This is a genomic window from Bradyrhizobium sp. WSM1253 (genome assembly GCF_000244935.1).
Lineage (GTDB): Bacteria > Pseudomonadota > Alphaproteobacteria > Rhizobiales > Xanthobacteraceae > Bradyrhizobium > Bradyrhizobium canariense.
In genome coordinates, this window is the sequence record NZ_JH600073.1 from 4,939,179 (window position 1) to 4,963,523 (window position 24,345).

Here is a 24,345-nt window from a genome sequence, read left to right on the forward strand (position 1 = left end):
GCTCGCGCAAATTTCCGGCGAAAGTTCTCTAATGATTTCAACCCCGTTCTACTGTGCATGGGGTTGTTTTCGCGTTTTTAGTTGGCGAAGGGCGCAAACTGCTGCGCCACTGCGCTGTAGACGTGGCGGCGGAACGGCACCACGACATCGGGGACGCGGTCGAGCCGCTCCCAGCGCCAGGCGTCGAACTCGGCGGGCTGCCCGTTGCGCGGCGTCAGCGGATCGATCTCGTCATCCTTGCCGGTGAAGCGCAGCGCGAACCATTTCTGGCGCTGACCGCGGAATTTCGCCAGCCGATGCGTCTGCGGCCCGTCATAGGGCGGAAATTCGTAAGTCAGCCAGTCGGTCTCGCCGAGATAGGTTGCGCTCTTGACGCTGGTCTCTTCCCAGAGCTCGCGCAGCGCGGCATCGCGCAAATCCTCGCCCTCGTCGACGCCGCCCTGCGGCATCTGCCAGTCGAGGCCCGGCAGGATGATCTCGGGTCCGTCGCCCTTGAAGCGGTGCCCGATCAGCACGCGGCCATCGGCGTTGAACAGCGCGATTCCGACATTGGGACGGTAAGGCTTTTCATGGGTCACGCGTGGATCTCTCGTCGTCATTTCAGGCGATGCATTAGCATCAAGCTGGAATGGCGACCTGAACTAATCCCGCGCCAGCGCGGAAAATTCCTTCACCACCCGCTCGTAGACCGGACGCTTGAACGGGATGATCAGCCCGGTCAGGTTCTTCATCGGTTCCCAGCGCCAGCTCACGAACTCGGCCTTGTGGCCGCCGCCGGGCTTTTCGACGTTGATCTCGCTGTCCTTGCCGGTGAAGCGGACCGCGAACCATTTCTGGCGCTGGCCGCGGTAGCGGCCCTTCCAGGCGCGCCCGGCAACCGTGCGCGGAATGTCGTAAGTGAGCCAGTCCGGAACCTCGCCGAGCCGCTCGACCGAGCGCACGCTGGTCTCCTCATAGAGCTCGCGCTTGGCGGCCTCCCAATTATCCTCGCCGGGATCGACGCCGCCCTGCGGCATCTGCCAGACATGGGTGTCGTCGACATGCTCGATGCCACCGGCGCGGCGGCCGATGAACACCAGTCCGTCCTTGTTGAGCAACATCACGCCGACGCAGGTCCGGTAGGGCAGATCCTCGTAACGCGCCATTCCGCCAGACCTCTCGCATGCCGTCGGTAAGGCTGAAGCAGGCCCCGCGGGCCTGTGCCGTACCAATCCGTTGATTTAGCTGGATTTTGATTTCAGCATCGCGGTTGTCAATGGCACCAAAAGGATACCTCGGTCGCCCAATGTCTTGGTCCAGACGCCAATGCGCTCGATCGAGACCGGGAGGGCGGAGGCGGTGCCTACGGCCACGCCGCGCTCGCGCGCCGCCGCTTCGAGCTTGGTCAGGGCGCGGTCGATCTCGGCCGGGGTCGGCACTGCGTCGATCGCGATATCGCCCTTGCCGAACGGCATCGCCAGGCTGCCGGCGGCCTGCGGTGCGATGCTGCGGGGCGATGAGCCGTCGTCGAAGAAGCCGAGGCCGCGCCTGGCCGCCTCGCGAATGATCGGCTGCATCGCCGGCTCCGTTGCGATGAAGCGGGCGCCCATGAAATTGGTGAGGCCGGCATAGCCCTGCATCCGGCTCAGATGCCAGTACAGGCGGTCCATGTTCTGGTCGGCGCTCAGCGAAGTCAGCAGCGTCTGCGGTCCCGGATCGTTGTCTGGGAAGTCGTAGGGCTCCATCGGAATCTGGAGGAAGATCTCGTGGCGCTGGGCGCGGGCGCGCTCGGCGAGTTTTCCTGGATCGGACCCATAAGGCGTGAAGGCCAGCGTCACCGCCGGTGGCAGCCGCATGATGGCATCGGTGGTCTTGGCGGCGCCGACGCCGAGGCCGCCGATCAGGATCGCGACCACCGGCATCTTGGCGGCCTTGGAGCGATCGGCATCCGCCGCATAGACGTTGAACGGCTTCAGATCCCCGGACATCGCCGGGATCATGCCGTAGCGCGATTTCTCAAGGAGTTTTGGGTCGATCCCGGCCATGACGGGCGGCGGTGCGGAGGCCGAGGCCGCCTCGCTTTTGCCGGCGGCATCGCCGCCGATCACCACGTCGTGGCGGGTGCCGGTGGAACCGTCGATCATGGTGACGGTCTTCTGCTCGCCCGCCTGCTTCGGTGCGTCCCTGGTCTCTTGCTTGCTTTCCTGCTTGCTGTCCTGGCCGTGGCTGGCGGCGGCCGGCTTGTCGTCGCCGGTCTTGTCTGCGGCACTGGGCTCGCGGATCGCGAGCCGCGTCATCGGCTCGCCGCCGAGCGGATCCTTGTTGAAGATGGCGAAGCCGGCAAAGGTGACCAGGAACAGGCCGAGCAGGACTGCGAGCAGCTGCATGGCGGTGAACGGCAGCCGCAGCCGGCGTTTCCGGCGCGGCTTGTCCCGTCCGAGCGGGGCGCTCAGATCATCGGCCGTTTCAGTCATGCGCGATCCCGAATCACTCGAGACGACGATACCACGCCGAGGTCAAGCGGCGGCAGGCCGGGATAGGCCGGGGATATCAGGAGTTCCAAGCAAAAAGGGCGGCTCCGGGAGCCGCCCTTTTCGTCAGATCGCGATGCGCCGACTTAGTTCGCCGCTTTGGGCTTGTCGGTCGTGGCCTTGTCGCCGCCCGGGGTGGGCGCCGCGGAGGCGCTGTTCTTGATGCCGTGGAGCAAATCGTCGGCGAGCTTGAGCGCCTTGTCGTCCTTGGCGTCCGGCGGAACGTAGGACTGCGAGCCGGTCTTCTCGTCGCCGTCGTTCTTGAGATGGCCGCGCAGCGAAGCTTCGCCCTTGGTGTCGGTGCGCGACTTCAGCTCGTCCGGCACGTCCTGCAGCACTTCGATGTCGGGCACGATGCCCTTGGCCTGGATCGACTTGCCCGACGGCGTGTAGTAGCGCGCCGTGGTCAGACGCAGCGCGCCGTTGCCGGAGCCGAGCGGAATGATGGTCTGCACCGAGCCCTTGCCGAACGAACGCGTGCCGACGATGGTCGCGCGCTTGTGGTCCTGCAGCGCGCCGGCGACGATCTCCGACGCCGAAGCCGAGCCGCCGTTGACCAGCACAATGACCGGCTTGCCCTTGGTGAGGTCGCCCGTATGCGCGGTACGGCGCTGGGTCTCCTCGGCATTACGGCCGCGGGTCGAGACGATCTCGCCCTTCTCCAGGAAGGAGTCGGAGACGGTGACCGCTTCCTCGAGCAGCCCGCCCGGGTTGTTGCGGAGGTCGATGACGTAGCCCTTCAGCTTGTCGCCGATCTGATTCGAGAGGTTGGCGACCTCGCGCTTCAGGCCTTCGGTGGTCTGCTCGTTGAAGGTGGTGATGCGGATATAGGCGATGTCGTCGGCCTCGATGCGGGCGCGCACCGAACGGACGCGGATGTTGTCGCGCACCAGCGTGACGTCGATCGGATTGTCCTGGCCCTTGCGGATGATCTTGAGCTTGATCTTGGTGTTGACGGGGCCGCGCATCTTCTCGACTGCCTGGTTCAGGGTCAGCCCCTGCACCGCTTCGTCGTCGAGATTGGTGATGATGTCGTTGGCCATGACGCCGGCGCGCGAGGCCGGGGTGTCGTCGATCGGCGAGACCACCTTGATCAGGCCGTCTTCCATCGTGACTTCGATGCCGAGGCCGCCGAACTCACCGCGGGTCTGCACCTGCATGTCGCGGAAGCTCTTGGCGTCCATGTAGCTCGAATGCGGATCGAGACCGGTGAGCATGCCGCTGATCGCGGATTCGATCAGCTTGGTGTCGTCGGGCTTCTCGACATAGTCCGAGCGCACGCGCTCGAAGACGTCGCCGAACAAATTGAGCTGGCGATAGGTGTCCGCGGTGGCGGCTCGCGCGCTGGAGCCCATGAAGACTGCGCGCGGTTGCGTCACGAACAGCGTCAGCGCCGCACCGGTGGCCGCGCTGAGGAGGATAACTGAAGTCTTGCGCATCATCCGCGAACCTTCTCGCCTTCATTTGCGGCCCACCATGGGCCTGGATCGATTGGAGTGCCGTCTTTGCGGAACTCGACATAGAGCACAGGTTGACTCGCGTTCGTGGCGAGAATGGAGGCGACTTGAGAAGTCGACCCCATGGTCGCGACAGGCTCCCCCGTGAGCACAAACTGACCGATGTTGACCGAAATGCGCTCCATCCCGGCGATCAGCACATGATACCCGCCCCCGGCATTGAGGATCAAGAGTTGTCCATAGCTGCGGAAGGGGCCGGCATAGACTACCCAGCCATCACACGGCGTCGTGACCTGGGAGCCGGGCCGGGTCGCCAGCGAAATGCCCTTCTGGACCCCGCCGAGCCCGTCCGAACCGCCGAAATCCCTGATCTTGTTACCGTTAACCGGAAGAGGCAGCAGGCCCTTGGCCGCAGCGAAGGCCATCGCAGGGGTGGTCCGGGAACGATCCTTGAAAGCGCCAGGGCCGGTCTTGGCGCTGGCGGCCGCGTTTGCAGCGGCCTTTGCCTCGGCCTGCTTGGCGGCCTCAGCCGCCTTCTCGGCCGCCTTGGCGGCACTTTGCAGATCCTGCTCCATCTTGGCGATCAGCCCCTGGAGATCGCCGACCTGTCGTGAGAGCGCGACGGCGCGCGCATTCTCGGCGTCGAGGTCCTTTTCGCGCGACGCCTGCTGGCGCTGCCGCTCGTCGACCAGAGCTGCGAGCCGGGTCTGGTCGTTGCGGACCTTGTCGCGGTCGGAGGCAAGCTGGTCGCGCTCGGTCGCGATGGTCTTGCGCAAGGCCACGAGCTCGCCGAGCTCGCTTGCGATCTTCTCGGCGCGCCCGCGCAATTCCGGCACCACGGCACCGAGCAGCATCGCCGTGCGCAGCGATTTCAGGGCATCCTCGGGCCTTACCAACAGCGCCGGCGGCGTCCGCCTTCCGGCGCGCTGCAAGGCCGCCAGCACCTCGACGATGTCGGCGCGGCGCGAATCGAGCGAGCTGCGCATCGCCTGCTCGCGGCCGTTCAGCGATCGCAGCCGCGCTTCGGCTTCGTCGATCTTGGTCTCGACGGTGCGCACATTGGCGGCGGTGTCGATCAACTGTTGATTGAGCTGGGTGCGGTCCTGGCCGAGCGAGGTGATCTCGGCCTTGAGCTTGGCCTGCGCTTCCTCCGCGCTCTTCTTGCTGGCGCGCGCGGCTTCGAGCTCCTGCTCGCGCTGCTTGATCGCATCGGGCGCGACGGCCGCAGTCTGCGGTGCAGGCGTCTGAGCTTGCGCAAGGCTTGCGCCCAAAATACTTGCGCCGGTCATGCCGGCGATCAGCAGCAGGTTGAGGACAGGCGCTCGCATCGCTTTAGGCAAAGGTGCTCGTTGTGGCGCGGATCACGCGCGGTGATAGGGGTGGCCGGCCAGAATGGTGGCGGCCCGATAAAGCTGTTCCAGAAGCATGACGCGGACCATTTGATGCGGCCAGGTCGCAGAGCCGAACGCGATCGCGAGCTTGGCCTTACGGCGCAATTCGGGCGAAAGTCCGTCCGCCCCTCCGATCATGAAGATAGTGTGACCGGCACCCTCGTCGCGCCAGCGGCCGAGATGCCGTGCGAATACGGTCGAATCCAGATTCTGGCCGCGCTCGTCCAGCGCCACCAGAACCGATTTTTCGGGAATATGCGCCGAGATCGCCGCGGCCTCTTCGGCCATCCGCGTCGCGGTATCGCGCGCACGGCTTTCGGGCAATTCGTGGATGGCGAGCTCGCGGAATCCGAGCTTGCGGCCGGCCTCGTCGAACCGCTCGAAATAGCGGTCGGCAAGCTCCCGTTCGGGGCCCTGCTTCAGCCGGCCCACCGCAATGACGGCTATGCGCATAATATGTTCAGGGTCGCGTTTTCTGGACCGCGCGCGATATGCGCGCGCACGACGCTAGCATGCGCGTCAGCCGATTCGAAATCGGCCAGCAGCCTCTCAGATCGCCTTCGCCGCCCCTGGGCCCTGCGTGTACAATCTCTCGAGACTGTAGAACTCGCGGACCTCGGGTCTGAACACGTGCACGATCACATCGCCGGAATCGATCAGCACCCAGTCGCAATTGGGCAAGCCCTCGACGTGGATGTTCTTGATGCCGTTTTCCTTGAGGCCTTTGGCGACGTTCTCCGCGATCGCGCCGACGTGCCGGTTCACCCGGCCGGTCGTGACGATCATGTAGTCGGAGTAGGCCGATTTGCCGCGAAGGTCGATGGTAACCGTCTCTTCCGCCTTCATGTCGTCGAGGCGGGAGAGGATCAGGCTCAGCGTCTTGTCGGCGTCGGGTTGCGCCTTCAAGGCCGCAGCTTTGGTCGATGTTTTACGCGTCGGCTTGGCAACCTTGGGTAAAACAGACTTCGGTGAAGCCGTCTTGGGTGATGCTGTCTTGGACAATACAGATGTGGTCAGGGACCATTCCTTTCACTGTATCGCGAACGCCGAATCCGGCGCTCACTGGTTACACTACATCATGTGGGGTTAAGGGTTTCAATATGCCAGAGAGCCGAAGGCCGCATGGCGTTCGCACAAATCCGACTCACTTCGTACCTTTCCAGCTTCCGTCCGGGTTCCGTAAGCCGGTCGACGAGAGATTCAGCTTCATACCGGTCAGGAATACCCAGGCCGGGGCGGCCCGATCGGCAAGCAATGGCGCCTCATTCTCCGGCAAGCGGTAGCGCCTGAGCGCCTGGGCGGCGGGAGAGGCGAGGGCACGAAAGCTCTGCGGCGGGCGATCGATGACCGCGATCGGCACCTGACCGGCGATGCGCCGCCAGTGCTGCCAACGATGGAATTGAGCGAGGTTGTCGGCGCCCATGATCCAGACAAAGCGCAAGCCCGAGAGGCGGCGGCGCAAGGTGTTGATCGTGTCGATAGTATAGCGCGTGCGAATGACGGATTCGAGACAGCTCACCTCGATCCTGGGGTCGTCGGCCACGTCGCGCGCCGCCTGCATGCGCTCGCCGAGCTCGTGCAACGCGCCGTTCTCCTTCAGCGGATTGCCTGGCGTCACCAGCCACCACACGCGATCGAGCTGGAGACGTTTCAGCGCGAACTGGCTGATCGCGCGATGGGCCTGGTGCGGCGGATTGAACGAGCCGCCGAGCAGGCCGATGCGCATGCCCGAAGTGTGGCTTGGTATGGCCTGCGCGAAGAAACGTGGCGCGACGAAATTGTTGCTCAATGCCCCGCGCCCTGCGTCGTCTACGGCCGCGTCTGCCCGGTGCCGTGAACGCGATATTTGAAGCTCGTCAGCTGCTCGGCGCCAACCGGGCCGCGGGCATGGAATCTGCCGGTGGCGATGCCGATCTCGGCGCCGAAGCCGAACTCGCCGCCGTCGGCGAACTGCGTCGAGACGTTGTGCAGCACGATCGCGGAATCGACCTCGCTCAGGAATTTCTTCGCAGCGGTCTCATCGGCGCTCACGATCGCATCGGTATGGTGCGAGCCGTGGTTCTGGATATGCGCAATCGCGCCGTCGACGCCGTCCACCACCTTCGCTGCGATGATCGCATCGAGATATTCAGTGTCCCAATCGTCCGCGCTCGCGGGTTTGACGCGGGCATCGGTCTTTTGCACGGCGTCGTCGCCGCGCACTTCGCAGCCGGCCTCGATCAGCATCTCGATCAGCGGCTTCAGGTTTTTACCGGCAGCAGCGCGATCAACCAGCAGCGTCTCGGCGGCGCCGCAGACGCCGGTGCGCCGCATCTTGGCGTTGAGCACGATCGATTTCGCCATGGCGAGGTCGGCGCTGCCGTCGACGTAGACGTGATTGACGCCTTCGAGATGCGCGAACACCGGCACGCGCGCTTCCTGCTCGACGCGCGCGACGAGGCTCTTGCCTCCGCGCGGCACGATCACGTCGACGGCGCCGTTCAACCCCGACAGCATCTGGCCGACCGCCGCACGGTCGCGGGTCGGCACCAGCGTGATCGCGGCCTCGGGGAGGCCCGCTTCGCGCAGGCCCTGCACCAGGCATTCGTGGATCGCGCGGCAGGAGCGGAAACTGTCGGAGCCGCCGCGCAGGATCACGGCATTGCCGGACTTCAGGCACAGCACGCCGGCGTCCGCCGCAACGTTTGGCCGGCTCTCAAAGATCACGCCGACGACGCCGAGCGGCACGCGCACGCGCTCGATGGTCATGCCATTCGGCCGTTGCCAACTCTCGGTGACGATGCCGACCGGATCGGCAATGCCGCGCACGATGCCGATGCCCTCGGCCATGCCCTCGACCCGCGCCGGCGTCAGCGTCAGGCGGTCGATGAAGGACGAGGTGGCGTTGCCGGAGGCGCGGGCCTCGGTGACGTCCTCGGCATTGGCAGCAAGGATCGTAGCTGCATTGTTGCGGATCGCCCGCTCCATGGCCTCGAGCGCCCGGTTCTTCTGCTCCGGCGGCGCCAGCGCGAGCACGCGCGCGGCAGCGCGGGCACGGGTACCGAGATCGGTCATCAGCGCCTGAAGATCGGCATTGCCGTCGACGGCTTTGAGGGGGGCGGCCATGGGGAGTTCAACCTTCTGCTAAGGCGGTGTCCTAGCACGGAAATCCCGCTTTTGCGAAGGGCGGGACGGGTATGGCAGGTCTCCCCGGCCGCACCGGGCTAGGTCTTTGGCCTACCAACTTCCTCGGAAAAGGACCGCTGCGGCCGCTACCCGCCCATCACCAGATCATCGCGGTGGATCATCTCGGACCTCCCGCTGATCCCGAGAATCGCCATCACATCCGGGGAGGAGCGGCCCTTGATCCGCTCGGCATCGTCGACGTCGTAGGCGATCAGGCCGCGGCCGACTTCGCTGGTGTCGGGGCCGCGCACGATCACGGCGTCGCCGCGGGCGAACTGGCCCTCGACCTTGATCACGCCGGCCGGCAGCAGGCTGGCGCCGGCGCGCAGCGCCGCGACCGCGCCGGCGTCGATGGTCAGCGTGCCCTTCGGCTCCAGCGAGCCCGCGATCCAGCGTTTTCGCGACGTAATGGGATTGGCCGGCGTCAGGAACCAGGTGCAGCGGCCGCCATCGGCGACCGCTTGAAGGGGATGCTCGATCTTGCCCGAGGCGATCAGCATATGCGTGCCGCCGGTGGTCGCGATTTTTGCGGCTTCGACCTTGGTGCGCATGCCGCCGCGCGAGAGCTCGGACTCGGCGTCGCCTGCAACGGCCTCGATCTCCGAGGAGATGCTGTCGACGACGGGAATGAGCTTGGCGTTCGGGTTGTTCTTCGGCGGGGCGTCGTAGAGCCCGTCGATGTCGGACAACAGCACCAGCAGGTCCGCGCTCGCCATGGTGGCGACGCGCGCGGCGAGGCGGTCATTGTCGCCGTAGCGGATCTCGTTGGTGGCGACCGTGTCGTTCTCGTTGATCACGGGGATCGCGCGCCACTCCAGCAGCTTGCCGATGGTGGAGCGCGCGTTGAGATAGCGGCGGCGCTCCTCGGTGTCCTGCAGTGTCACCAGGATCTGGCCGGCGCCGATGCCGTGGGCGCCAAGGACCTCCGACCAGATCCGCGCCAGCGCGATCTGACCGACGGCGGCGGCCGCCTGGCTCTCCTCCAGCTTCAGCGGGCCGCGCGGTAATTTCAGGCGGCTGCGGCCGAGCGCGATCGAGCCGGAGGAGACGACGAGAACGTCACGTCCCTCGCGATGCAGCTTGGCCATGTCGTCGGCGAGCGCGGCAAGCCAGGACGCCCGCACCTCGCCCTTGTCGGAATCGACCAGCAGCGCAGAGCCGACCTTGACGACGATGCGGCGGAATTGACTGAGTTCGGGGCTGGCCATGTGTGTATGTGGTGTGTGTATGTGCTGGAGAGCGGCGCCGGTAAGGCCTGCTTTTGCAGCAGGACGATGGCCGGCGCAAGGCGGCAGGCCCGGTAAACGGCGCTTGTCCGGAACGCTCGTCTGGCTCTAATTGTCGCCAACCATAATGGGCTCAAAGAGGAAGCCAATGGATCGCCGCAACTTCATCGCCGGATGCCTCGGGTTGCCGTTGTTGGCGCAGGTGGGCGGTTCGCAAGCACAGACCGGGCTGACAAAAATGATCTTCCCGTTCGCGGCGGGCGCGGGCGGCGACACGCTGTGCCGGCTGATCGCGCAGGAGATGGCGCCGGCGCTGCAGCGGACCATCGTGGTCGAGAACCGCACCGGCGGAGACGGCCTGATCGGCATCAAGGCGGTGAAAGGGGGCAGCCCCGACGGCAGTATGGTGCTGGTGACCACCGGGCCCACGATGTACCTGCTGCCGATGGTGGAGACGACCCCGAGCTTCGACACCGCAAGAGATTTCGTCCCGGTCTCGCTGCTGGCGCGGTTTGAGTTCGCCGTCGTGATCAGTCCGACGATCGATGCCGCGGATTTCAAGGGATTCGTCGCCTGGCTGAAGGCGCATCCGGACAAGGCATCGTTCGGTGTGCCGAGCAACGGCACCATCCCGCATTTCATGGGCTCCAAGCTCGAGAAGGACCTCGGCATTCCCATGACGCGCGTGCCCTATCGCGGCAGTGCGCCCATCCTCAACGACATCATCGGCGGTCACATCTCCTTCGGCATCGTCACTTTGGCCGATGCGCTGCCGCAGCATCGCGCCAAGGGCGTGAAGATCATCGCGGTCGCGAGCGCCGAACGTTCGCCGTTTGCCTTGGAGGTACCGACCTTGAAGGAGAGCGGCATCGATCTCGTCGCCGACGCCTGGTACGGCATGTGGCTTCCCGCCGGCAGCCCGCCGGAATTCGCGAGCAAGCTCGGCGCAGCCGCAAGCGCCGCGCTCGCCAAGCCCGAGTGAAGGAAAAGCTGACCGCGATCGGGCTGATTCCGGTCGGCAGCAGCGCGGAAGGTCTGGCCAAGGAGCTCGCCGCCAACACGGCGTTCTGGCAACCGATCGTGAAGGCGACGGGATACAAGATCGAGAATTGACCCAGGCGCCTCACTCTGTTCCCTCATCCTGAGGAGCGCGCTCTTGCGCGCGTCTCGAAGGATGAAAGGCCCGACTGCCACAGCGCGGCCTGCATGGTTCGAGACGGCGTTTCGCGCCTCCTCACCATGAGGGTCTTAGAGCTTCGCGCGTTGCGCGATGCCGTCCTTGATCGACGCCAGCTCCGCTTCGTCCCAGATGCCGATCAAAATCCCGCCCTTCACCTGGAGCTGGTTGTCGGCATAGGCCGCGATCTTCTCGCGCGGTGTTGTGATGTGGTCGTTGGGATGCAGCGCCCAGTCGAACAATTCGGCTTGCAGTCGTGCGATGATGCCGGCGCACTCTGGATCGTCGCCGCGATCCAGAAACTCTTCCGGATCGGTTTCGAGGTCATACAGCATCGGGCGGAAGCCTGACGCGTGGATGTATTTCCAGCGGCCGTCGAACACCATGAACAGGCGGCAGCGTTCGATCGGCTGGTTCAGCTTCAGCCGCACGTCCTGCATGACATAGTCGTATTCGGAGAACGCCACCTTGCGCCAATCGGGCGGGCTCTCGCCGCGCATCAGCGGCAGCAGCGAGCGTCCCTCGAGGATATGGCCCGGCACCTTGCCGCCGAAATAATCCACGAAGGTCGGCGCGAGATCGATGGCTTCGACCAGCGCATCGTTGCGCGTGCCGCGCGTCGCATCCGCCTCCTTCGAGGGATCGATGATGATGAGCGGGATCTTTGCCGACTGCTCGTGGAACAGATCCTTCTCGCCCATCCAGTGATCGCCGAGATAATCGCCGTGATCGGAGGTGAACACGATCATGGTGGTGTCCAGCAGATCGCGCTCCTCCAGGAATTTCATCAGCACGCCCATCTGGTCGTCGATCTGGGTGATCAGGCCCATATAGGTCGGGATCACCTTCTCGCGGGCATCGTCGCGCGCCATGTTGCGGGAGTAGCGCATGTCCATATAGGCGCCGAACACCGGATGCGGGTTCTGGCGCTCGCGCTCGGAGCGGATCACCGGGATCATGTCCGATGTCGAATACATGCTGGCGTAAGGTTCGGGCGCGATGTAGGGCCAGTGCGGCTTGATGTAGGACAGATGCAGGCACCACGGCCTGCCGTCGGTCTCGGCCTCGCTGATGAAGTCCATCGCGCGCCGCGTCATGTAGGGCGTCTCGGAATGCTCGTCCGGCACGCGCGCGGCCTTGTCGGCATGCACGAGCAGCCAGCCGTTCTGGAGCGAACCGTCCTCGGCCGCGCCTGAATTGGCCCAATGTTCCCAGGGATTGGGCGCATCAAAGCCCTGCTGGCGCAGATACTCGTCGTATTTCGGGCGCGGCCGCCCCGTGGGATGCAGGCCGTCGTCGCGCTCATAGGGCTCGAACCCGCATTCGGCGACGTGCACGCCGATCATCGATTCCGGCGGGATGCCGAGCGCCTTCATGCCTTCGAGATCGGGCGCCATGTGGGTCTTGCCGACCAGCACGTTGCGCACGCCGAGCTTGTTGAGGTGATCGCCGAGGGTGGGCTCGCCGACGCGCAACGGCCAGCCGTTCCAGTGCGAGCCGTGCGAACGCATGTAGCGCCCGGTGTAGAACGACATGCGCGACGGGCCGCAGATCGGCGACTGCACATAGGCCTTGCTGAACAGCACGCCGCGCTTCGCCATGGCGTCGATGTTCGGTGTCTTCAGCGTGGGGTGGCCGGTGCAGCCGAGATAGTCATAGCGAAGCTGGTCGCACATGATCCAGAGAACGTTCTTCGCGCGCGCCATGAATCATCCCTGCCGTTTCTTGATTGGCCGATGCTGCGCTATCGAGGGCGCGAAGACAAGCAGGGGGTCCCATTCCGCTGCGTCACAAGCAACGAACCTCATCCTGAGGAGCCCGCGACAAGCGGGCGTCTCGAAGGATGGCCACGGGCGAGAGCCGGGCCTTGATGGTTCGAGACGCGCGTTCCGCGCTCCTCACCATGAGGGTCTTCAAGCCGGATTGTTCAAACCGACCAAGGCTCCGCTTCGGCCGCGCTCTTGGCTTTCGCCGAGACCGGGCTCTCGCCGATCACATCCGCTAGAGCGCGCAACGCTTCCTGCACGCCATCGCCGGTGGCGGCGGAGAGCAGCAGCGGGGTCTTTTTGGCGGCGCGCTTCAGCCGGTCCTTCTGCTTCTTCAACTCGTCCGGCTCGACCGCGTCGATCTTGTTCAGCGCGACGATCTCGATCTTGTCGGTGAGCTGCCCGGCATAGGCGTCAAGCTCGGTTCGCACCGTCTTGTAGGCCTTGCCGGCATGCTCGCAGGTCGCGTCGATGAGATGCAGCAGCACGCGGCAGCGCTCGACATGGGCGAGGAAGCGGTCGCCGAGACCGACGCCTTCATGCGCGCCTTCGATCAGGCCGGGGATATCAGCCAGCACGAATTCGCGGCCGTCGGCATTCACGACGCCAAGCTGCGGATGCAGCGTGGTGAAGGGATAGTCGGCGATCTTCGGCTTGGCCGCGCTGACCTTGGCGAGGAAGGTCGATTTGCCGGCATTGGGCAGGCCGACGAGGCCGGCATCCGCGATCAGCTTCAGCCGCAGCCAGATCCAGCGCTCCTCGCCGGGCTGGCCGGGATTGGCATTGCGCGGCGCGCGGTTGGTCGAGGTCTTGAAATGGGCGTTGCCGAAGCCGCCATTGCCGCCTTCGGCCAGCACGAACTTTTCGCCGACCGTGGTGAAATCGTGGATCATGGTCTCGCGATCTTCGTCGAAGATCTGCGTGCCGAGGGGGACCTTCAGCACGATCGACTTGCCATTGGCGCCGTGGCGGTCCGACCCCGAGCCGTTCTCGCCCTTCTGGGCCTTGAAGTGCTGCTGGTAGCGATAGTCGATCAGCGTGTTCAGGCCGTCTGCGACCTTGATGATGACATTGCCGCCGCGGCCGCCATTGCCGCCGGAGGGGCCACCGAATTCAATGAATTTTTCGCGGCGGAACGCCACGCAGCCGTTTCCGCCGTCGCCGGAGCGGATATAGACCTTTGCTTCGTCTAGGAATTTCATGGGCCATAGGTAGGCCAGCCGGTCCCGCGCGGCAACCCGGATAGACCCGCAAATCGGCCGAAACCCGGCGATTTGTGGCCTTGCTTAACCAACTGGCCGGCGGCCCCTACGTGTCGTCCCGGACAAGCGAAGCGCAGATCCGGGACCCATAACCACAGGGAGGCGTTTGGCGAAGACCGGCAGTGGACTGGTCTTCATGCGGTTAGGATGGCCGGCGCCGGATCAGGAATTTCTGCGTGCCCTCCAGCACCAGCTCCTTGCGCTGGTTGAACACGGTGCTTTTGAGCGTCACCGCGCCGGTCGAGCGTCCCGGCGCCAGCTCGATGACCTCGAGCGCGGGATAGATTGTGTCGTCGGCGAACACCGGTTTGAGGAACCGGCTCGATTGCTCGAGGAAGCCGACCAGGGAGTCCTCGACCATGAACGGAAACAGGCCGGCGCCGGGGGCGGTGTGGATCAGCGTCTGGAAACCGTGGGCGAGCAGATGCGGCATGCCGCGGCTGCGGCAATACTCCACGTCGTAATGCACCGGATGGGTGTCGCCGCTCGCGGTCTGGAACGCCGTGAACACGGCCGTCGTCTGCGTGCGGCTCGGCAGCACGAAGCGTTCGCCGACCACGAAATCCTCAAACCAGCGTTGCGCGGGGATCATGCGATGCCGGGCCGGGTCGAAGTCGGTCATGGCTAAGCTCTTTCCTGGCTCTTTCGTTCGGTGTCGCCTATCGCTACCGCGACGCGAAGAGTGCGGCAATCCGTTCAATTCGTCTTGCGTGGGCTTGTCGCGGGCGCTCACGTCATTAAAACGACCGCAAGCGACTCCGGTCGCCGTTCCGACGCTCTCTCCGCTCGTCATTGCGAGCGAAGCGAAGCAAATCCAGACTGTCTCCGTGGCAACAGTCTGGATTGCTTCGTCGCAAGAGCTCCTCGCAATGACGAGTTTCCACGAACGACAGCAATGCCCCTCTTCAAGAATCTCTCGGCCTATGACGAACGCTCGGCGCGCCTCGCCGGGATCGCACTCATGGTGCTGTCGATCTTCATGTTCTCGTTCGGCGACGCCATGGGCAAGTTCCTGGTCGGGACTTATTCGGTGGGGCAGCTGCTGTTCCTGCGCGCCTGCGCAGCGCTGCTGCTGCTATCGCCGCTGGTCTGGCGGCAGCGTCACCAGTTCCTGCAGCTGGAGCGGCCGGGCCTCCAGCTCTTTCGCGTCGTGCTGTCGACGCTGGAAGTGGCGGCCTTCTTCCTTGCGACGGTCTACCTGCCGCTCGCCGACGTCATCACCTATTATCTCGCCGGGCCCATTTTCGTCACCGCGATGTCGGCGGTCTTTCTCGGCGAGAAGGTCGGCTGGCGGCGCTGGACGGCGATCCTGATCGGCTTCTGCGGCGTGCTGATCGCGCTGCGGCCGTCGGCACAGACGGTGAGCCTGCCGGCGCTGATCGCGCTTGGCGGCAGTCTTTCCTTCGCCACGCTGATGCTGATCACGCGCAGCCTGCGCAAGACGCCCGATATCGTGATGGCGTCGTCGCAATTCGTCGGCACGTTCTTGCTGGGTGCGGTGCTGTCGGCGTTCCACTGGGTGCCGCCGACACCGGGCAGCCTCGTGATCTTCGCGCTGGCGGGATGCGTCTCGGTCACGGCGCTGTTCTGCGTCAACCGCTCGCTTAAGCTCGCGCCGGCCAGCGTCGTCGTGCCCTATCAATATTCGATGATCGTCTGGGCGGTGATCTTCGGCTTCGTCGTGTTCGGCGACGTGCCCGAAATCGCCACCATCGTCGGCGCCGCCATCATCATCGGCGCCGGATTCTATATTTACTTGCGTGAGCGCGATCTCGGGCGTGGGGACGCGGATGTGAATCCGCCGGCGTAATCACAGTCATCGGCGTCGTCCTGGACAAGCGGAGCGCAGATCCAGGACCCATTACCCCAGGGAGGAGTTTGATGAAGATTCGTGGTTGGTCGTCCGCGCCACGACTTCACCCTGGGGTAATGGGTCCTGGCTTCCGCCAGGACGACGATTGTGATTGAGGCGCTTCCGCCTACCTCACCCTCCGCGCACTGCTCCAGCTCTTCAGCGACGCCCACACACTGCGTGACAGGCGGAAGCAGTCGACGGGCGTGGACGAGCCCAGCGCCAGGAAGCGATGCAGCTGGACGCCGCTCCACTGGAAGCCGCACTTCTCCAGCACGTTGCGCGAGGCCGGGTTGGTGACGCGCGCGCCTGCATAGAGATGATCGTCCTCGAACTCCTCGAAGAAGAAGTCGATCGCGCCGCGCGCGGCCTCGGTGGCAAAGCCCCGGCCCCAATGCTCGACGCCGAGCCAATAGCCGAGCTCGGCATTGTCGGGCGTCGAGCGGTCGATGCCGACCACGCCGACGGGGCCGTTGTCATGCTCGATCAGGAACACCGTCTCGCCGCCGGGCGCGGCGGTGGCGCGGACGAAGGCGATAGCGTCGTCCTGCAAATAGGGATGCGGGAGGCGCCTTGTGTTTTCGGCGACACGGCGGTCGTTGGCGAGGAGGGCGATGGTCCTGACGTCGGCGAGGGTCGGCCGCCGCAAGGTCAGCCGTTCGGTGGCGACGACGCTCGGTCTCGCCTCCCGCAAGGTCACGCTCGAAAAATCCTGCAACATGTCCGGCTCCGTCGAAGTCACTCAGTGAAATGAGCACGCAAACGAAAGGGGAGGCCGGTTTCCCGCCTCCCCTGGAGCCTTCGATCTCTAGGATCTCAAGGACTCCGCCGGTTCGGTCTGGGACCCGGCGGACTCCAAATTTGATCCACCGTCTATTCAGCCGCCTCTGCGAGCGGGAGCACCGAGATGAAGGTGCGGCCGTTGGCTTTGGCCTGGAACGTTACGCGACCCTCGACCTTGGCGAACAAGGTGTGGTCCGTGCCCATGCCGACATTAAGGCCGGGATGCCAGGTGGTGCCGCGCTGACGCGCAATGATGTTGCCGGGAATCACAACTTCCCCGCCGAACGCCTTGATACCGAGGCGCTTGCCCTTGGAATCGCGACCGTTGCGCGATGAACCGCCTGCTTTTTTGTGAGCCATGGCTCGTCTCCGAAATTCTACGTATGTCTAGATCAATTCCTTGACGGAATCATTTCACAATTTCTCACGCATCAATTCGTTATGGCGCGTGATCAAATTATGCGGCGGCCTCTTCGGTGGTCGTTTCCTTGACGACCTTTTCCCGCTTCGGACGCGGCCCCTTGGTGGGCTTGGCGCCGTCCGTCAGGATCTCCGAGATGCGCAGCACCGTGATCTCGTCGCGATAGCCGCGCTTGCGGCGCGAGTTCTTGCGGCGGCGCTTCTTGAAAGCGATGACCTTGGGACCGCGCTTGTGGTCGAGCACCTCGACCGCAACGGAGGCGCCTGCGACCGTGGGCAGACCCAGGATCGGCGTGTCGCCGCCGACCAGGAGAACTTCATTGAGCTGCACGATCGAGCCGACTTCGCCTTCGATCTTGCCTACTTCCAGGACATCATCCGGAACGACGCGGTACTGCCGGCCGCCGGTTTTGATGACTGCGAACATCGTTGTTTTCCTTCGTGTTCATTCCCGGCCTCGCGACATATCGTCGGGGCCGGCTTTTTGTCAGTCGTTATGGGTTTATGCGAGTTTCGTGCGGGCGGGAGTTATCCCTTTGAAAACCCACGCAAAAACAAGCGGCGCGAGAAACGCCCCGCGCCGGTTGCGGGATTTATAGCCGCTGACAGCACGGAGTCAAGGAAAAGCCGGCGAAAACGGCCCGGATTTGAAGCATTTGGGCCCGATCCGGCCCCGCAGGCGAATTTCGGCCCGCGCGGCAACCAACAGGTTCCCCCGCCGTTGTCCCCGCGAATTCAGTCAGACGGGCAAGGGGCTTACCATGGCAACGGACGAGCTGGTCAAGACGACGACGGGCATCGCCACCCACGGCGCGGAGCGGTTGCCGTCGGTGGACATCGACAGCTTCAACATCGAGATGAAGGACGAGGACGGGTTTCTCGGCGACCGCGCCAGCAAGGGCGCGTTTCGCGAGATCCTCGATCGCTGGCGCAAGCCGCTGCGCAAGACCGGCGAGGACCCTTTCGGCAAGGAGCCGTCGGATGAGATCAGCAAGAAGACGCTGGACGCCATCCTGGTCGGCGACGACACCGAGGCCTCCGCGCTGGTGCACAGCGCGATCGAGGACTTTGCCCAGGAGCTCGCCTATGTCACCCGCCGTTTCCTCAAGTCCAAGGCCTGGGCCAAGACCGAGCGCATCGTGGTCGGCGGCGGTTTCCGCGATTCCCGGCTGGGCGAGCTCGCGATCGCGCGCGCGGAGATCATCCTCAAATCCGAGGACTTCAAGATCGACATGATGCCGATCCGCCATCACCCCGACGAAGCCGGCCTGATCGGCGCGCTGCATCTGGCGCCGTCCTGGATCTTCGAGGCCCATGACAGCATCCTCGCCGTCGATATCGGCGGCACCAACATCCGCTGCGGCCTGGTGGAGACCAGCTGGAAAAAGGCAAAAGACCTGTCGAAAGCCAAGGTCGTGAAGTCCGAGCTGTGGCGCCATGCCGACGACGAGCCGACGCGCGAAGGCGCGGTGAAGCGGCTCACCAAGATGCTGAAGGGGCTGATCACCGAGGCCGAGAAGGAAGGCTACAAGCTGGCGCCGTTCATCGGCATTGCCTGTCCCGGCGTGATCAACGCGGACGGCTCGATCGAGAAAGGCGCGCAGAACCTGCCGGGCAATTGGGAGAGCAGCAAGTTCAACCTGCCGGCGAGCCTGCTCGAGGGCATCCCTTCCATCGGCGAGCACGATACCGCGATCCTGATGCACAATGACGGCGTGGTTCAGGGCCTCTCCGAGGTGCCGTTCATGCAGGACGTCGATCGCTGGGGCGTGCTCACCATCGGCACCGGCCTCGGCAATGCCCGCTTCACCAATCGCCGCAAGGACAACGGCCAAGGCAAAGGTAACGGCAAAGATAATGGCAAAGACCGGGACTCCACGGAGAACGGGAAGAAAAAAGGCAAAGAATGACAAAGAATGACAAGGAGTAACCTTGTCTGGTTAGGTTAAGAAACGGATTGCGTTGCGGTGCACGGGTTACACGCTACGGTGGAACCGTCGCCTCACCTGGCCGGCGAAGCCGCCCTTCCCAGCCAGTATTTCAATGAGCGGCACGGGACCGCCAGTGTTTACCGCGTCTGGCGGTCCCACCCCTTTTTTCGAACATGCGATGAATCTCAGTGCCTGCCCCAACCGGTGGTGCGCTCCCTCCCCCGCGTGCGGGGGAGGGCGGGGGGAGAGGGTGTCTCCGCATTGGGGTCGCGAATTGGACTCCACCTCGCGCCCGACAAATACGCGTCAAACCGGCAATGGGGCCGCCTTTCCCTCGCGTTCGTGCCGGGAAGGGGCGCCCGGGCCGAAACAGGCAGCGGATTTTCGCGCTCCCAGCCTTGTCTGGCCCGCCATCCTCGCCTATTAACGCCCGAACCACAGGGGCCCTGCTCCTTACTTGGCGCCTTCAGGAGAGGTGGCAGAGTGGTCGAATGCACCGCACTCGAAATGCGGCATAGGTGCAAGCCTATCGGGGGTTCGAATCCCTCCCTCTCCGCCAATATCATCCGCCACAATAAAACGGCTTCCAGAAAGCGCGGCAGATCAGTCCGATCTTGCGGGCCCTCGCTCCGCCAGCACCGTCCGCGCCGTCGCCACAAACGCCTGCGCGGCCGGGGACAACGTCCGACCCTGGCGCTGCAGCAGCGACACCGGGCGGGTAATGGCGGGGCGTATCAGCGGCTTTGCGATCAGAGTCGGAAATTGATCTGCCGGCAGCATCGTCGCAGGAAGGATCGCGAGGCCGAGGCCCTGCGCCGTCATGGCGAGCGCGGTGTTGATCAGCGTCACTTCATAGGTTGGGTTGAGGTGCTTGCCCTGGGTGCCCAGCGCCTGATCGATCTGCATGCGAATCCGCGTCTCGCCCCGCATCGCGATCGTCGGCATCTGAGCCAACTCGTCCCATGTCAGCGAGCGCCGTGCCGCGAAGTCGGCGGTGCGGCGGCCGATCGCGCTCAGGCGGCCGCGGGTCAGCGTCTCGATCGTGAGCTCCGCGAATTCTCCCTCGACACTGCCGATCGCGAACTCCGCATCCGTCGCGATCAGACGCGGAACGAGATCGTCGGCGGCGACGTCGCGCATGTCGATTTCGATGTCGGGATAGCCTGCCCGGAATTTTGCGAGCACCGAGGGCAGCAGCGCCGATGCGGTACCGGCTGAGGCGAGAAACGCGACCCGGCCGGCGCGCGCTTGCGCCAGGTCGCGCATGCGCCGCGACAGGCCCAGCGCATCGCCCAGCATCCGTTCGGCGACATGAACTGCCTCGTCAGCGGCCAGCGTCGGCTGCACCGAACGCGTGGAGCGATCGAACAGTTTGACGCCGAGCTGCGCTTCGAGCTGCTGGATCAACAGGCTCGCCGCCGATTGCGTGATCCCCAGCTCGCGCGCGGCCCGCGTGATGCTGCGCGTGCGGTACACGCCGGTGAAGGCCTGCAATTGCCGCAAGGTGACGTTCATAGGCAAAGCTCATGAATTGATGAGTTCTTTCCGGCTTATCACATAAGCGAGCATGCAATAAAATGCATCCCGTGGACGGTGAAGCCGCGATCGCCAAGGGATTGGAAACGAACATGAGGACACAGGTGCTGGTGGTGGGCGCCGGGCCCATCGGATTGACCGCGGCGATGGATCTGGCTTCCCGTGGGATCGACGTCGTGGTCGCGGAGATCCGCCATGCCGGCGATCCGCCCAGCGTCAAATGCAATCACGTCTCGGCGCGTTCGATGGAGATCTTCCGCCGGCTCGGCGTCGCCGCAAAGCTGCGCGACGCAGGCCTGCCCGCAGATTTCCCGAACGACTGCTCCTACCGGACCACGGCGACCGGCATCGAGCTGTGTCGCATCGACATTCCCTCGCGCGCACGCCGCTACAATGCCACCGGCGGCCCCGATACCTGGTGGCCGACGCCGGAGCCGCCGCACCGGATCAACCAAGTCTATCTCGAGCCGATCCTGTTCAGCCATGCCGCCGCCCAGTCGCGCATCACCATTCTGGCGCGCACGGAAATCACGGACATCGAGCAGAATGACGACCATGTGGTCGCATTGGCGCGCGACCTCGACAGCGGAAGCTCGCTCCGCATCGAGGCTTCCTTTGTGATCGGTTGCGATGGCAGCCGTTCGCTGGTTCGCAAATCGATCGGTGCCAACCTGTCCGGCACGCCGGTGATCCAGCGCGTGCAATCGACCTTCATCGAAGCGCCGCAGCTCAAGGAGCTGATGGGCGCGCACAAGCCGGCCTGGATGGTGCTCTCGCTCAACCCGCGACGTTCAGGCACGACGGTCGCGATCGACGGTCGTGACCGCTGGCTGATCCACAATCACCTGAAGCCAGACGAGCCCGAATTTGATTCGGTCGATCGGGACTGGGCGATCCGCGCCATTCTCGGCGTCGACGAGCGCTTCGAATACCGCGTCCTCAGCAAGGAGGACTGGGTCGGGCGTCGACTTGTCGCCGATCGCTTCCGCGACCGCAGGGTCTTCATCTGCGGCGACGCCGCGCATCTGTGGATGCCGTATGCGGGCTACGGCATGAATGCGGGCATTGCGGACGCCGTCGACCTGTGCTGGCAGGTGGCGGCGCATCTGAACGGGTGGGCGCCGGCTTCGATCCTCGATGCCTACGAGGCGGAGCGTCAGCCCATCACCGAACAGGTGTCGCGCTTTGCCATGGACCATGCGATGAAGATGATGGCGCAGCGTGGCGGCGTCTCCGCGGAGATCGAGGACGACACGCCGCGCGGCCACGCCGCGCGTGCAGCGCTGGCCAAGGCGGCCTACGATCTCAACGTGCAGCAATATTGCTGTGCCGGATTGAACTTCGGCTACTATTACGATGCCTCGCCGATCATTGCCTATGACGGCGAGACGCCGCCGGCCTACGCGATGGGCAGCTTCACGCCCTCCACCGTGCCCGGCGCTCGCGCGCCGCACCTGTTTCTGCGGGACGGACGATCGCTCTACGATGCCTTCGGCGCCGGCTACACTTTGCTGCGGTTCGATCCGGCGATCGATGTGGCGCTATTGAAGTCTGCCGCAGAGCAGCGCGGCATTCCGCTCGCGCTGCTCGACATCGCGCCGGACGAAGCGAACGGCGCGTATGCCGAGAAGCTGGTGCTGGCTCGGCCCGATCAGCACATCGCCTGGCGCGGGCAGGCCGCGCCCGCGGACCCACAAGGCTTGCTGACGCGCATCATCGGCGCTTCGGCGTAAGGCGATTTGAAGCCGACGGTCTCGCGGCGAAGTCCGCCGGGAGGTGGTTCACCAAGGCGTGGTTCACAAACAAGAACGTACCGGGGAGGGAAACGTGTTTCACGTTGCAAGCCGCCGCATTTTGGCCGTGCTGACGGCCGCGAGTTTCGCCGTGCTGCCGCTGGAGGCGGGCCGAGCGGCCTATCCCGAGCAATTGATCAAGATCATCGTGACCTTTCCGCCCGGCGGCAGCGCCGATACCGTCATCCGCGCGCTCGAACCGCTGGTCACCGCCGAGCTCAAGCAGGGTCTCGTGATCGAGAACCGCGCGGGTGCTGGAGGCAACATCGGCATGGCTGCCGTGGCACAGGCCAAGCCTGATGGCTATACGCTCGGCGTCGCGCCGGCAGGCAGCCTGACGGTCAATCCGCACCTCAATTCGTCGATGCCGTTCGATCCGAAGGATCTTGCGCCGATCACCCTGCTCGCGAAAATTCCCTTCGTGCTCGTCGCCTCGGCGGACGTGCCGGCGCACACGACGGCGGAGGCGATCGCGCTTGCCAAGGCCAAGCCGGGCGCGTTGTCGATCGGGCATGGCGGCAATTCGACGGCCATGCACTTGACCGCAGCACTGTTCACGCAGAAGACCGGGATCGCCATGGAGCTGGTCCCCTATCGCGGGACCGCACCGGCGACGGTCGACGTTCTCGCAGGCCATGTCCCCTTCGCGGTACTGGATATCCCCGCATCGAGGCAACTGATCCTCGAAGGCAAGCTCAACGCCATCGGTGTGTCGTCTGCGCAGCGTCTGTCGTCCTTGCCCGATGTGCCGACACTCGCCGAGAGCGGTATTGCGGGTTTCGAATCCGTCGGCTGGTTCGGGCTGGTTGCTCCGGCCGGCACGCCAGCCGATATCGTCGGCCGGTTGAACGAAGCTTTCGGAAAAGCCCTGAAGGATCCGTCGGTGGTCGAGAAGATCCGGACGCTTGGCGCAGAGCCTGCACCGACCTCGCCCGAGCAGTTCAGCCGTTTCATCCAAAGCGAAAGTGCGAAATGGGGCAAGCTAATCAGTGAAGCGGGCATCAAGGCGAATTAAGTGTCGCCCAGTCAGACGATTCCGCCCCCGCGTAAGCCATTGATCTTGCAGTCCCCGTCTACTGTGCATGGGGTTGTTTTCGCGCTTTTTTGTTGTCCGACCCCGGAAGGCTTAATGGTAATCGTCACGCCACCCCGGCTGGCACCTCCAGATCGGACCACCACCCCACACACGAGACAGACATGCACTCTTCCGCCACCGGCTGGAGCAACGGGCTTCTTGGCGTCATCATCTTCAGCGGCTCGCTGCCGGCGACGCGGGTGGCGGTCGGCGGGTTTTCCGCGCTGTTTCTGACCTCGGTGCGCGCGGTCATCGCGGCGCTGATCGGTGTGGCCGTGCTCGGCCTGCTCCGTCAGGCGCGGCCGCAGCGCAAGGATCTCGTCTCGCTCGCGATCGTCGCCATCGGCGTCGTGGTCGGTTTTCCCTTGCTGACGGCGCTCGCGCTCCAGCACATCACCTCGGCGCATTCGATCGTCTTCATCGGGCTCTTGCCGCTGTCGACCGCGATCTTCGGCGTGCTGCGCGGCGGCGAGCGGCCGCAGCCGATGTTCTGGCTGTTCGCAATTCTGGGCAGCGCCACCGTCGCGGGCTTTGCCCTCTCCAACGACGGCACCGCATCGCTCGCCGGCGATCTCCTGATGGTCGCGGCGATCGTGCTGTGCGGGCTCGGCTATGCCGAAGGCGCCGCGCTGTCGCGCCGGCTCGGCGGCTGGCAGGTGATCTCCTGGGCGCTGCTGCTGTCGCTGCCGCTGATGCTGCCGGTCGCGATTCTAACCTGGCCGTCGACATGGAGCGGCATCGATGTGCCCGCCTGGATCGGGCTCGCCTATGTCTCGGTCTTCAGCATGTTCGTCGGCTTCATCTTCTGGTACCGCGGGCTCGCGATCGGCGGCATCGCCCGTGTCGGCCAGTTGCAGCAGCTCCAGCCGTTCTTCGGTCTCGCGCTTGCAGGCTGGCTTCTGCACGAACCGGTCGCCTGGAGCATGATCGTGGCGACCGCGCTGGTGGTCGCCTGCGTCTTCTTCGCGCGGCGGTTTGCCTGAGGCCGGATTGACGCGGCC

The 24,345-nt window shown here is 64.8% G+C and carries 24 protein-coding genes and 1 tRNA gene; 8 read left to right on the plus strand and 17 right to left on the minus strand.

Annotated elements, in window-relative coordinates:
* Nucleotides 1-77 precede the first annotated feature (77 nt).
* From BRA1253DRAFT_RS24855 to proB, 10 genes are all read right to left on the minus strand, one after another.
* Entirely contained in the window at nucleotides 78-578 is a 501-nt protein-coding gene (locus BRA1253DRAFT_RS24855; RefSeq protein ID WP_007598899.1) for an RNA pyrophosphohydrolase, read from the minus strand.
* A gap of 63 nt (nucleotides 579-641) precedes the next feature.
* The gene (locus BRA1253DRAFT_RS24860; RefSeq protein WP_007598900.1) at nucleotides 642-1,145 is read right to left on the minus strand and encodes an RNA pyrophosphohydrolase; all 504 of its coding nucleotides are present in this window, start codon (nucleotides 1,143-1,145) and stop codon (nucleotides 642-644) included.
* 75 nt (nucleotides 1,146-1,220) lie between these two features.
* On the minus strand, nucleotides 1,221-2,453 hold the full coding sequence (locus tag BRA1253DRAFT_RS24865; RefSeq protein ID WP_007598901.1) for a divergent polysaccharide deacetylase family protein: 1,233 nt from the start codon (nucleotides 2,451-2,453) through the stop codon (nucleotides 1,221-1,223).
* Nucleotides 2,454-2,596: 143 nt separating this feature from the next.
* Nucleotides 2,597-3,952, minus strand: coding sequence for a S41 family peptidase (locus BRA1253DRAFT_RS24870; RefSeq protein WP_007598902.1), 1,356 nt, complete (start codon nucleotides 3,950-3,952; stop codon nucleotides 2,597-2,599).
* Entirely contained in the window at nucleotides 3,949-5,295 is a 1,347-nt protein-coding gene (locus BRA1253DRAFT_RS24875; protein WP_007598903.1) for a murein hydrolase activator EnvC, read from the minus strand. Before BRA1253DRAFT_RS24875 ends, BRA1253DRAFT_RS24870 begins: the two co-directional genes overlap by 4 nt.
* Before the next feature lie 33 nt (nucleotides 5,296-5,328).
* Entirely contained in the window at nucleotides 5,329-5,811 is a 483-nt protein-coding gene (gene rlmH, locus BRA1253DRAFT_RS24880) for a 23S rRNA (pseudouridine(1915)-N(3))-methyltransferase RlmH (RefSeq protein WP_007598905.1), read from the minus strand.
* 96 nt (nucleotides 5,812-5,907) lie between these two features.
* On the minus strand, nucleotides 5,908-6,264 hold the full coding sequence (gene rsfS / locus BRA1253DRAFT_RS24885) for a ribosome silencing factor (RefSeq protein ID WP_007598906.1): 357 nt from the start codon (nucleotides 6,262-6,264) through the stop codon (nucleotides 5,908-5,910).
* 238 nt (nucleotides 6,265-6,502) lie between these two features.
* Nucleotides 6,503-7,147 carry a nicotinate-nucleotide adenylyltransferase gene (locus tag BRA1253DRAFT_RS24890; RefSeq protein WP_007598907.1) on the minus strand — a complete coding sequence of 215 codons (645 nt, stop codon included), beginning with the start codon at nucleotides 7,145-7,147 and terminating at the stop codon, nucleotides 6,503-6,505.
* Between the two features lie 20 nt (nucleotides 7,148-7,167).
* The gene (locus BRA1253DRAFT_RS24895) at nucleotides 7,168-8,463 is read right to left on the minus strand and encodes a glutamate-5-semialdehyde dehydrogenase (protein WP_007598910.1); all 1,296 of its coding nucleotides are present in this window, start codon (nucleotides 8,461-8,463) and stop codon (nucleotides 7,168-7,170) included.
* 146 nt (nucleotides 8,464-8,609) lie between these two features.
* Entirely contained in the window at nucleotides 8,610-9,731 is a 1,122-nt protein-coding gene (gene proB / locus BRA1253DRAFT_RS24900; protein WP_007598911.1) for a glutamate 5-kinase, read from the minus strand.
* A 166-nt stretch (nucleotides 9,732-9,897) separates the two neighbouring features.
* On the opposite strand from proB, the gene BRA1253DRAFT_RS24905 reads away from it, so the two are divergent.
* Complete coding sequence (locus BRA1253DRAFT_RS24905) at nucleotides 9,898-10,731, plus strand: tripartite tricarboxylate transporter substrate-binding protein (protein ID WP_245285959.1); 834 nt, start codon at nucleotides 9,898-9,900, stop codon at nucleotides 10,729-10,731.
* Nucleotides 10,728-10,862 carry a hypothetical protein gene (locus BRA1253DRAFT_RS45880; RefSeq protein ID WP_256375807.1) on the plus strand — a complete coding sequence of 45 codons (135 nt, stop codon included), beginning with the start codon at nucleotides 10,728-10,730 and terminating at the stop codon, nucleotides 10,860-10,862. Before BRA1253DRAFT_RS24905 ends, BRA1253DRAFT_RS45880 begins: the two co-directional genes overlap by 4 nt.
* A 135-nt stretch (nucleotides 10,863-10,997) precedes the next feature.
* Here the strand turns inward: BRA1253DRAFT_RS45880 and BRA1253DRAFT_RS24910 are convergent, their stop codons facing one another.
* The 3 genes from BRA1253DRAFT_RS24910 to BRA1253DRAFT_RS24920 form a co-directional block, all read right to left on the minus strand.
* Nucleotides 10,998-12,632: an alkaline phosphatase family protein gene (locus BRA1253DRAFT_RS24910; protein ID WP_007598913.1), complete on the minus strand. Its 1,635-nt coding sequence runs from the start codon at nucleotides 12,630-12,632 to the stop codon at nucleotides 10,998-11,000.
* A gap of 221 nt (nucleotides 12,633-12,853) precedes the next feature.
* Entirely contained in the window at nucleotides 12,854-13,894 is a 1,041-nt protein-coding gene (gene obgE, locus BRA1253DRAFT_RS24915; RefSeq protein WP_007598915.1) for a GTPase ObgE, read from the minus strand.
* A 202-nt stretch (nucleotides 13,895-14,096) separates the two neighbouring features.
* A complete protein-coding gene (locus tag BRA1253DRAFT_RS24920; protein WP_007598918.1) occupies nucleotides 14,097-14,576 on the minus strand; it encodes a MaoC family dehydratase in 480 nt (159 codons plus the stop codon).
* 273 nt (nucleotides 14,577-14,849) lie between these two features.
* On the opposite strand from BRA1253DRAFT_RS24920, the gene BRA1253DRAFT_RS24925 reads away from it, so the two are divergent.
* Entirely contained in the window at nucleotides 14,850-15,764 is a 915-nt protein-coding gene (locus BRA1253DRAFT_RS24925) for a DMT family transporter (RefSeq protein ID WP_007598919.1), read from the plus strand.
* Between the two features lie 169 nt (nucleotides 15,765-15,933).
* Here the strand turns inward: BRA1253DRAFT_RS24925 and BRA1253DRAFT_RS24930 are convergent, their stop codons facing one another.
* From BRA1253DRAFT_RS24930 to rplU, 3 genes are all read right to left on the minus strand, one after another.
* Nucleotides 15,934-16,527, minus strand: a complete 594-nt coding sequence (locus tag BRA1253DRAFT_RS24930) for a GNAT family N-acetyltransferase (protein ID WP_007598921.1) — start codon at nucleotides 16,525-16,527, stop codon at nucleotides 15,934-15,936.
* Between the two features lie 152 nt (nucleotides 16,528-16,679).
* A complete protein-coding gene (rpmA, locus tag BRA1253DRAFT_RS24935) occupies nucleotides 16,680-16,949 on the minus strand; it encodes a 50S ribosomal protein L27 (protein WP_007598923.1) in 270 nt (89 codons plus the stop codon).
* 97 nt (nucleotides 16,950-17,046) lie between these two features.
* Nucleotides 17,047-17,436, minus strand: coding sequence for a 50S ribosomal protein L21 (gene rplU / locus BRA1253DRAFT_RS24940; protein WP_007598925.1), 390 nt, complete (start codon nucleotides 17,434-17,436; stop codon nucleotides 17,047-17,049).
* A 334-nt stretch (nucleotides 17,437-17,770) separates the two neighbouring features.
* On the opposite strand from rplU, the gene BRA1253DRAFT_RS24945 reads away from it, so the two are divergent.
* Both BRA1253DRAFT_RS24945 and BRA1253DRAFT_RS24950 read left to right on the plus strand, forming a co-directional pair.
* Nucleotides 17,771-18,919, plus strand: coding sequence for an ROK family protein (locus tag BRA1253DRAFT_RS24945; RefSeq protein ID WP_007598928.1), 1,149 nt, complete (start codon nucleotides 17,771-17,773; stop codon nucleotides 18,917-18,919).
* Between the two features lie 490 nt (nucleotides 18,920-19,409).
* Nucleotides 19,410-19,499 (plus strand) — tRNA-Ser (locus tag BRA1253DRAFT_RS24950).
* A 44-nt stretch (nucleotides 19,500-19,543) separates the two neighbouring features.
* Here the strand turns inward: BRA1253DRAFT_RS24950 and BRA1253DRAFT_RS24955 are convergent.
* The gene (locus BRA1253DRAFT_RS24955; protein WP_007598929.1) at nucleotides 19,544-20,455 is read right to left on the minus strand and encodes a LysR family transcriptional regulator; all 912 of its coding nucleotides are present in this window, start codon (nucleotides 20,453-20,455) and stop codon (nucleotides 19,544-19,546) included.
* 113 nt (nucleotides 20,456-20,568) lie between these two features.
* On the opposite strand from BRA1253DRAFT_RS24955, the gene BRA1253DRAFT_RS24960 reads away from it, so the two are divergent.
* The 3 genes from BRA1253DRAFT_RS24960 (at nucleotide 20,569) to BRA1253DRAFT_RS24970 (ending at nucleotide 24,327) form a co-directional block, all read left to right on the plus strand.
* A complete protein-coding gene (locus BRA1253DRAFT_RS24960; protein ID WP_035995374.1) occupies nucleotides 20,569-22,209 on the plus strand; it encodes an FAD-dependent oxidoreductase in 1,641 nt (546 codons plus the stop codon).
* A 94-nt stretch (nucleotides 22,210-22,303) separates the two neighbouring features.
* Nucleotides 22,304-23,284, plus strand: a complete 981-nt coding sequence (locus tag BRA1253DRAFT_RS24965) for a tripartite tricarboxylate transporter substrate binding protein (RefSeq protein WP_007598933.1) — start codon at nucleotides 22,304-22,306, stop codon at nucleotides 23,282-23,284.
* 182 nt (nucleotides 23,285-23,466) lie between these two features.
* Entirely contained in the window at nucleotides 23,467-24,327 is an 861-nt protein-coding gene (locus tag BRA1253DRAFT_RS24970; RefSeq protein WP_007598935.1) for a DMT family transporter, read from the plus strand.
* The last annotated feature ends 18 nt before the right edge of the window (nucleotides 24,328-24,345 follow it).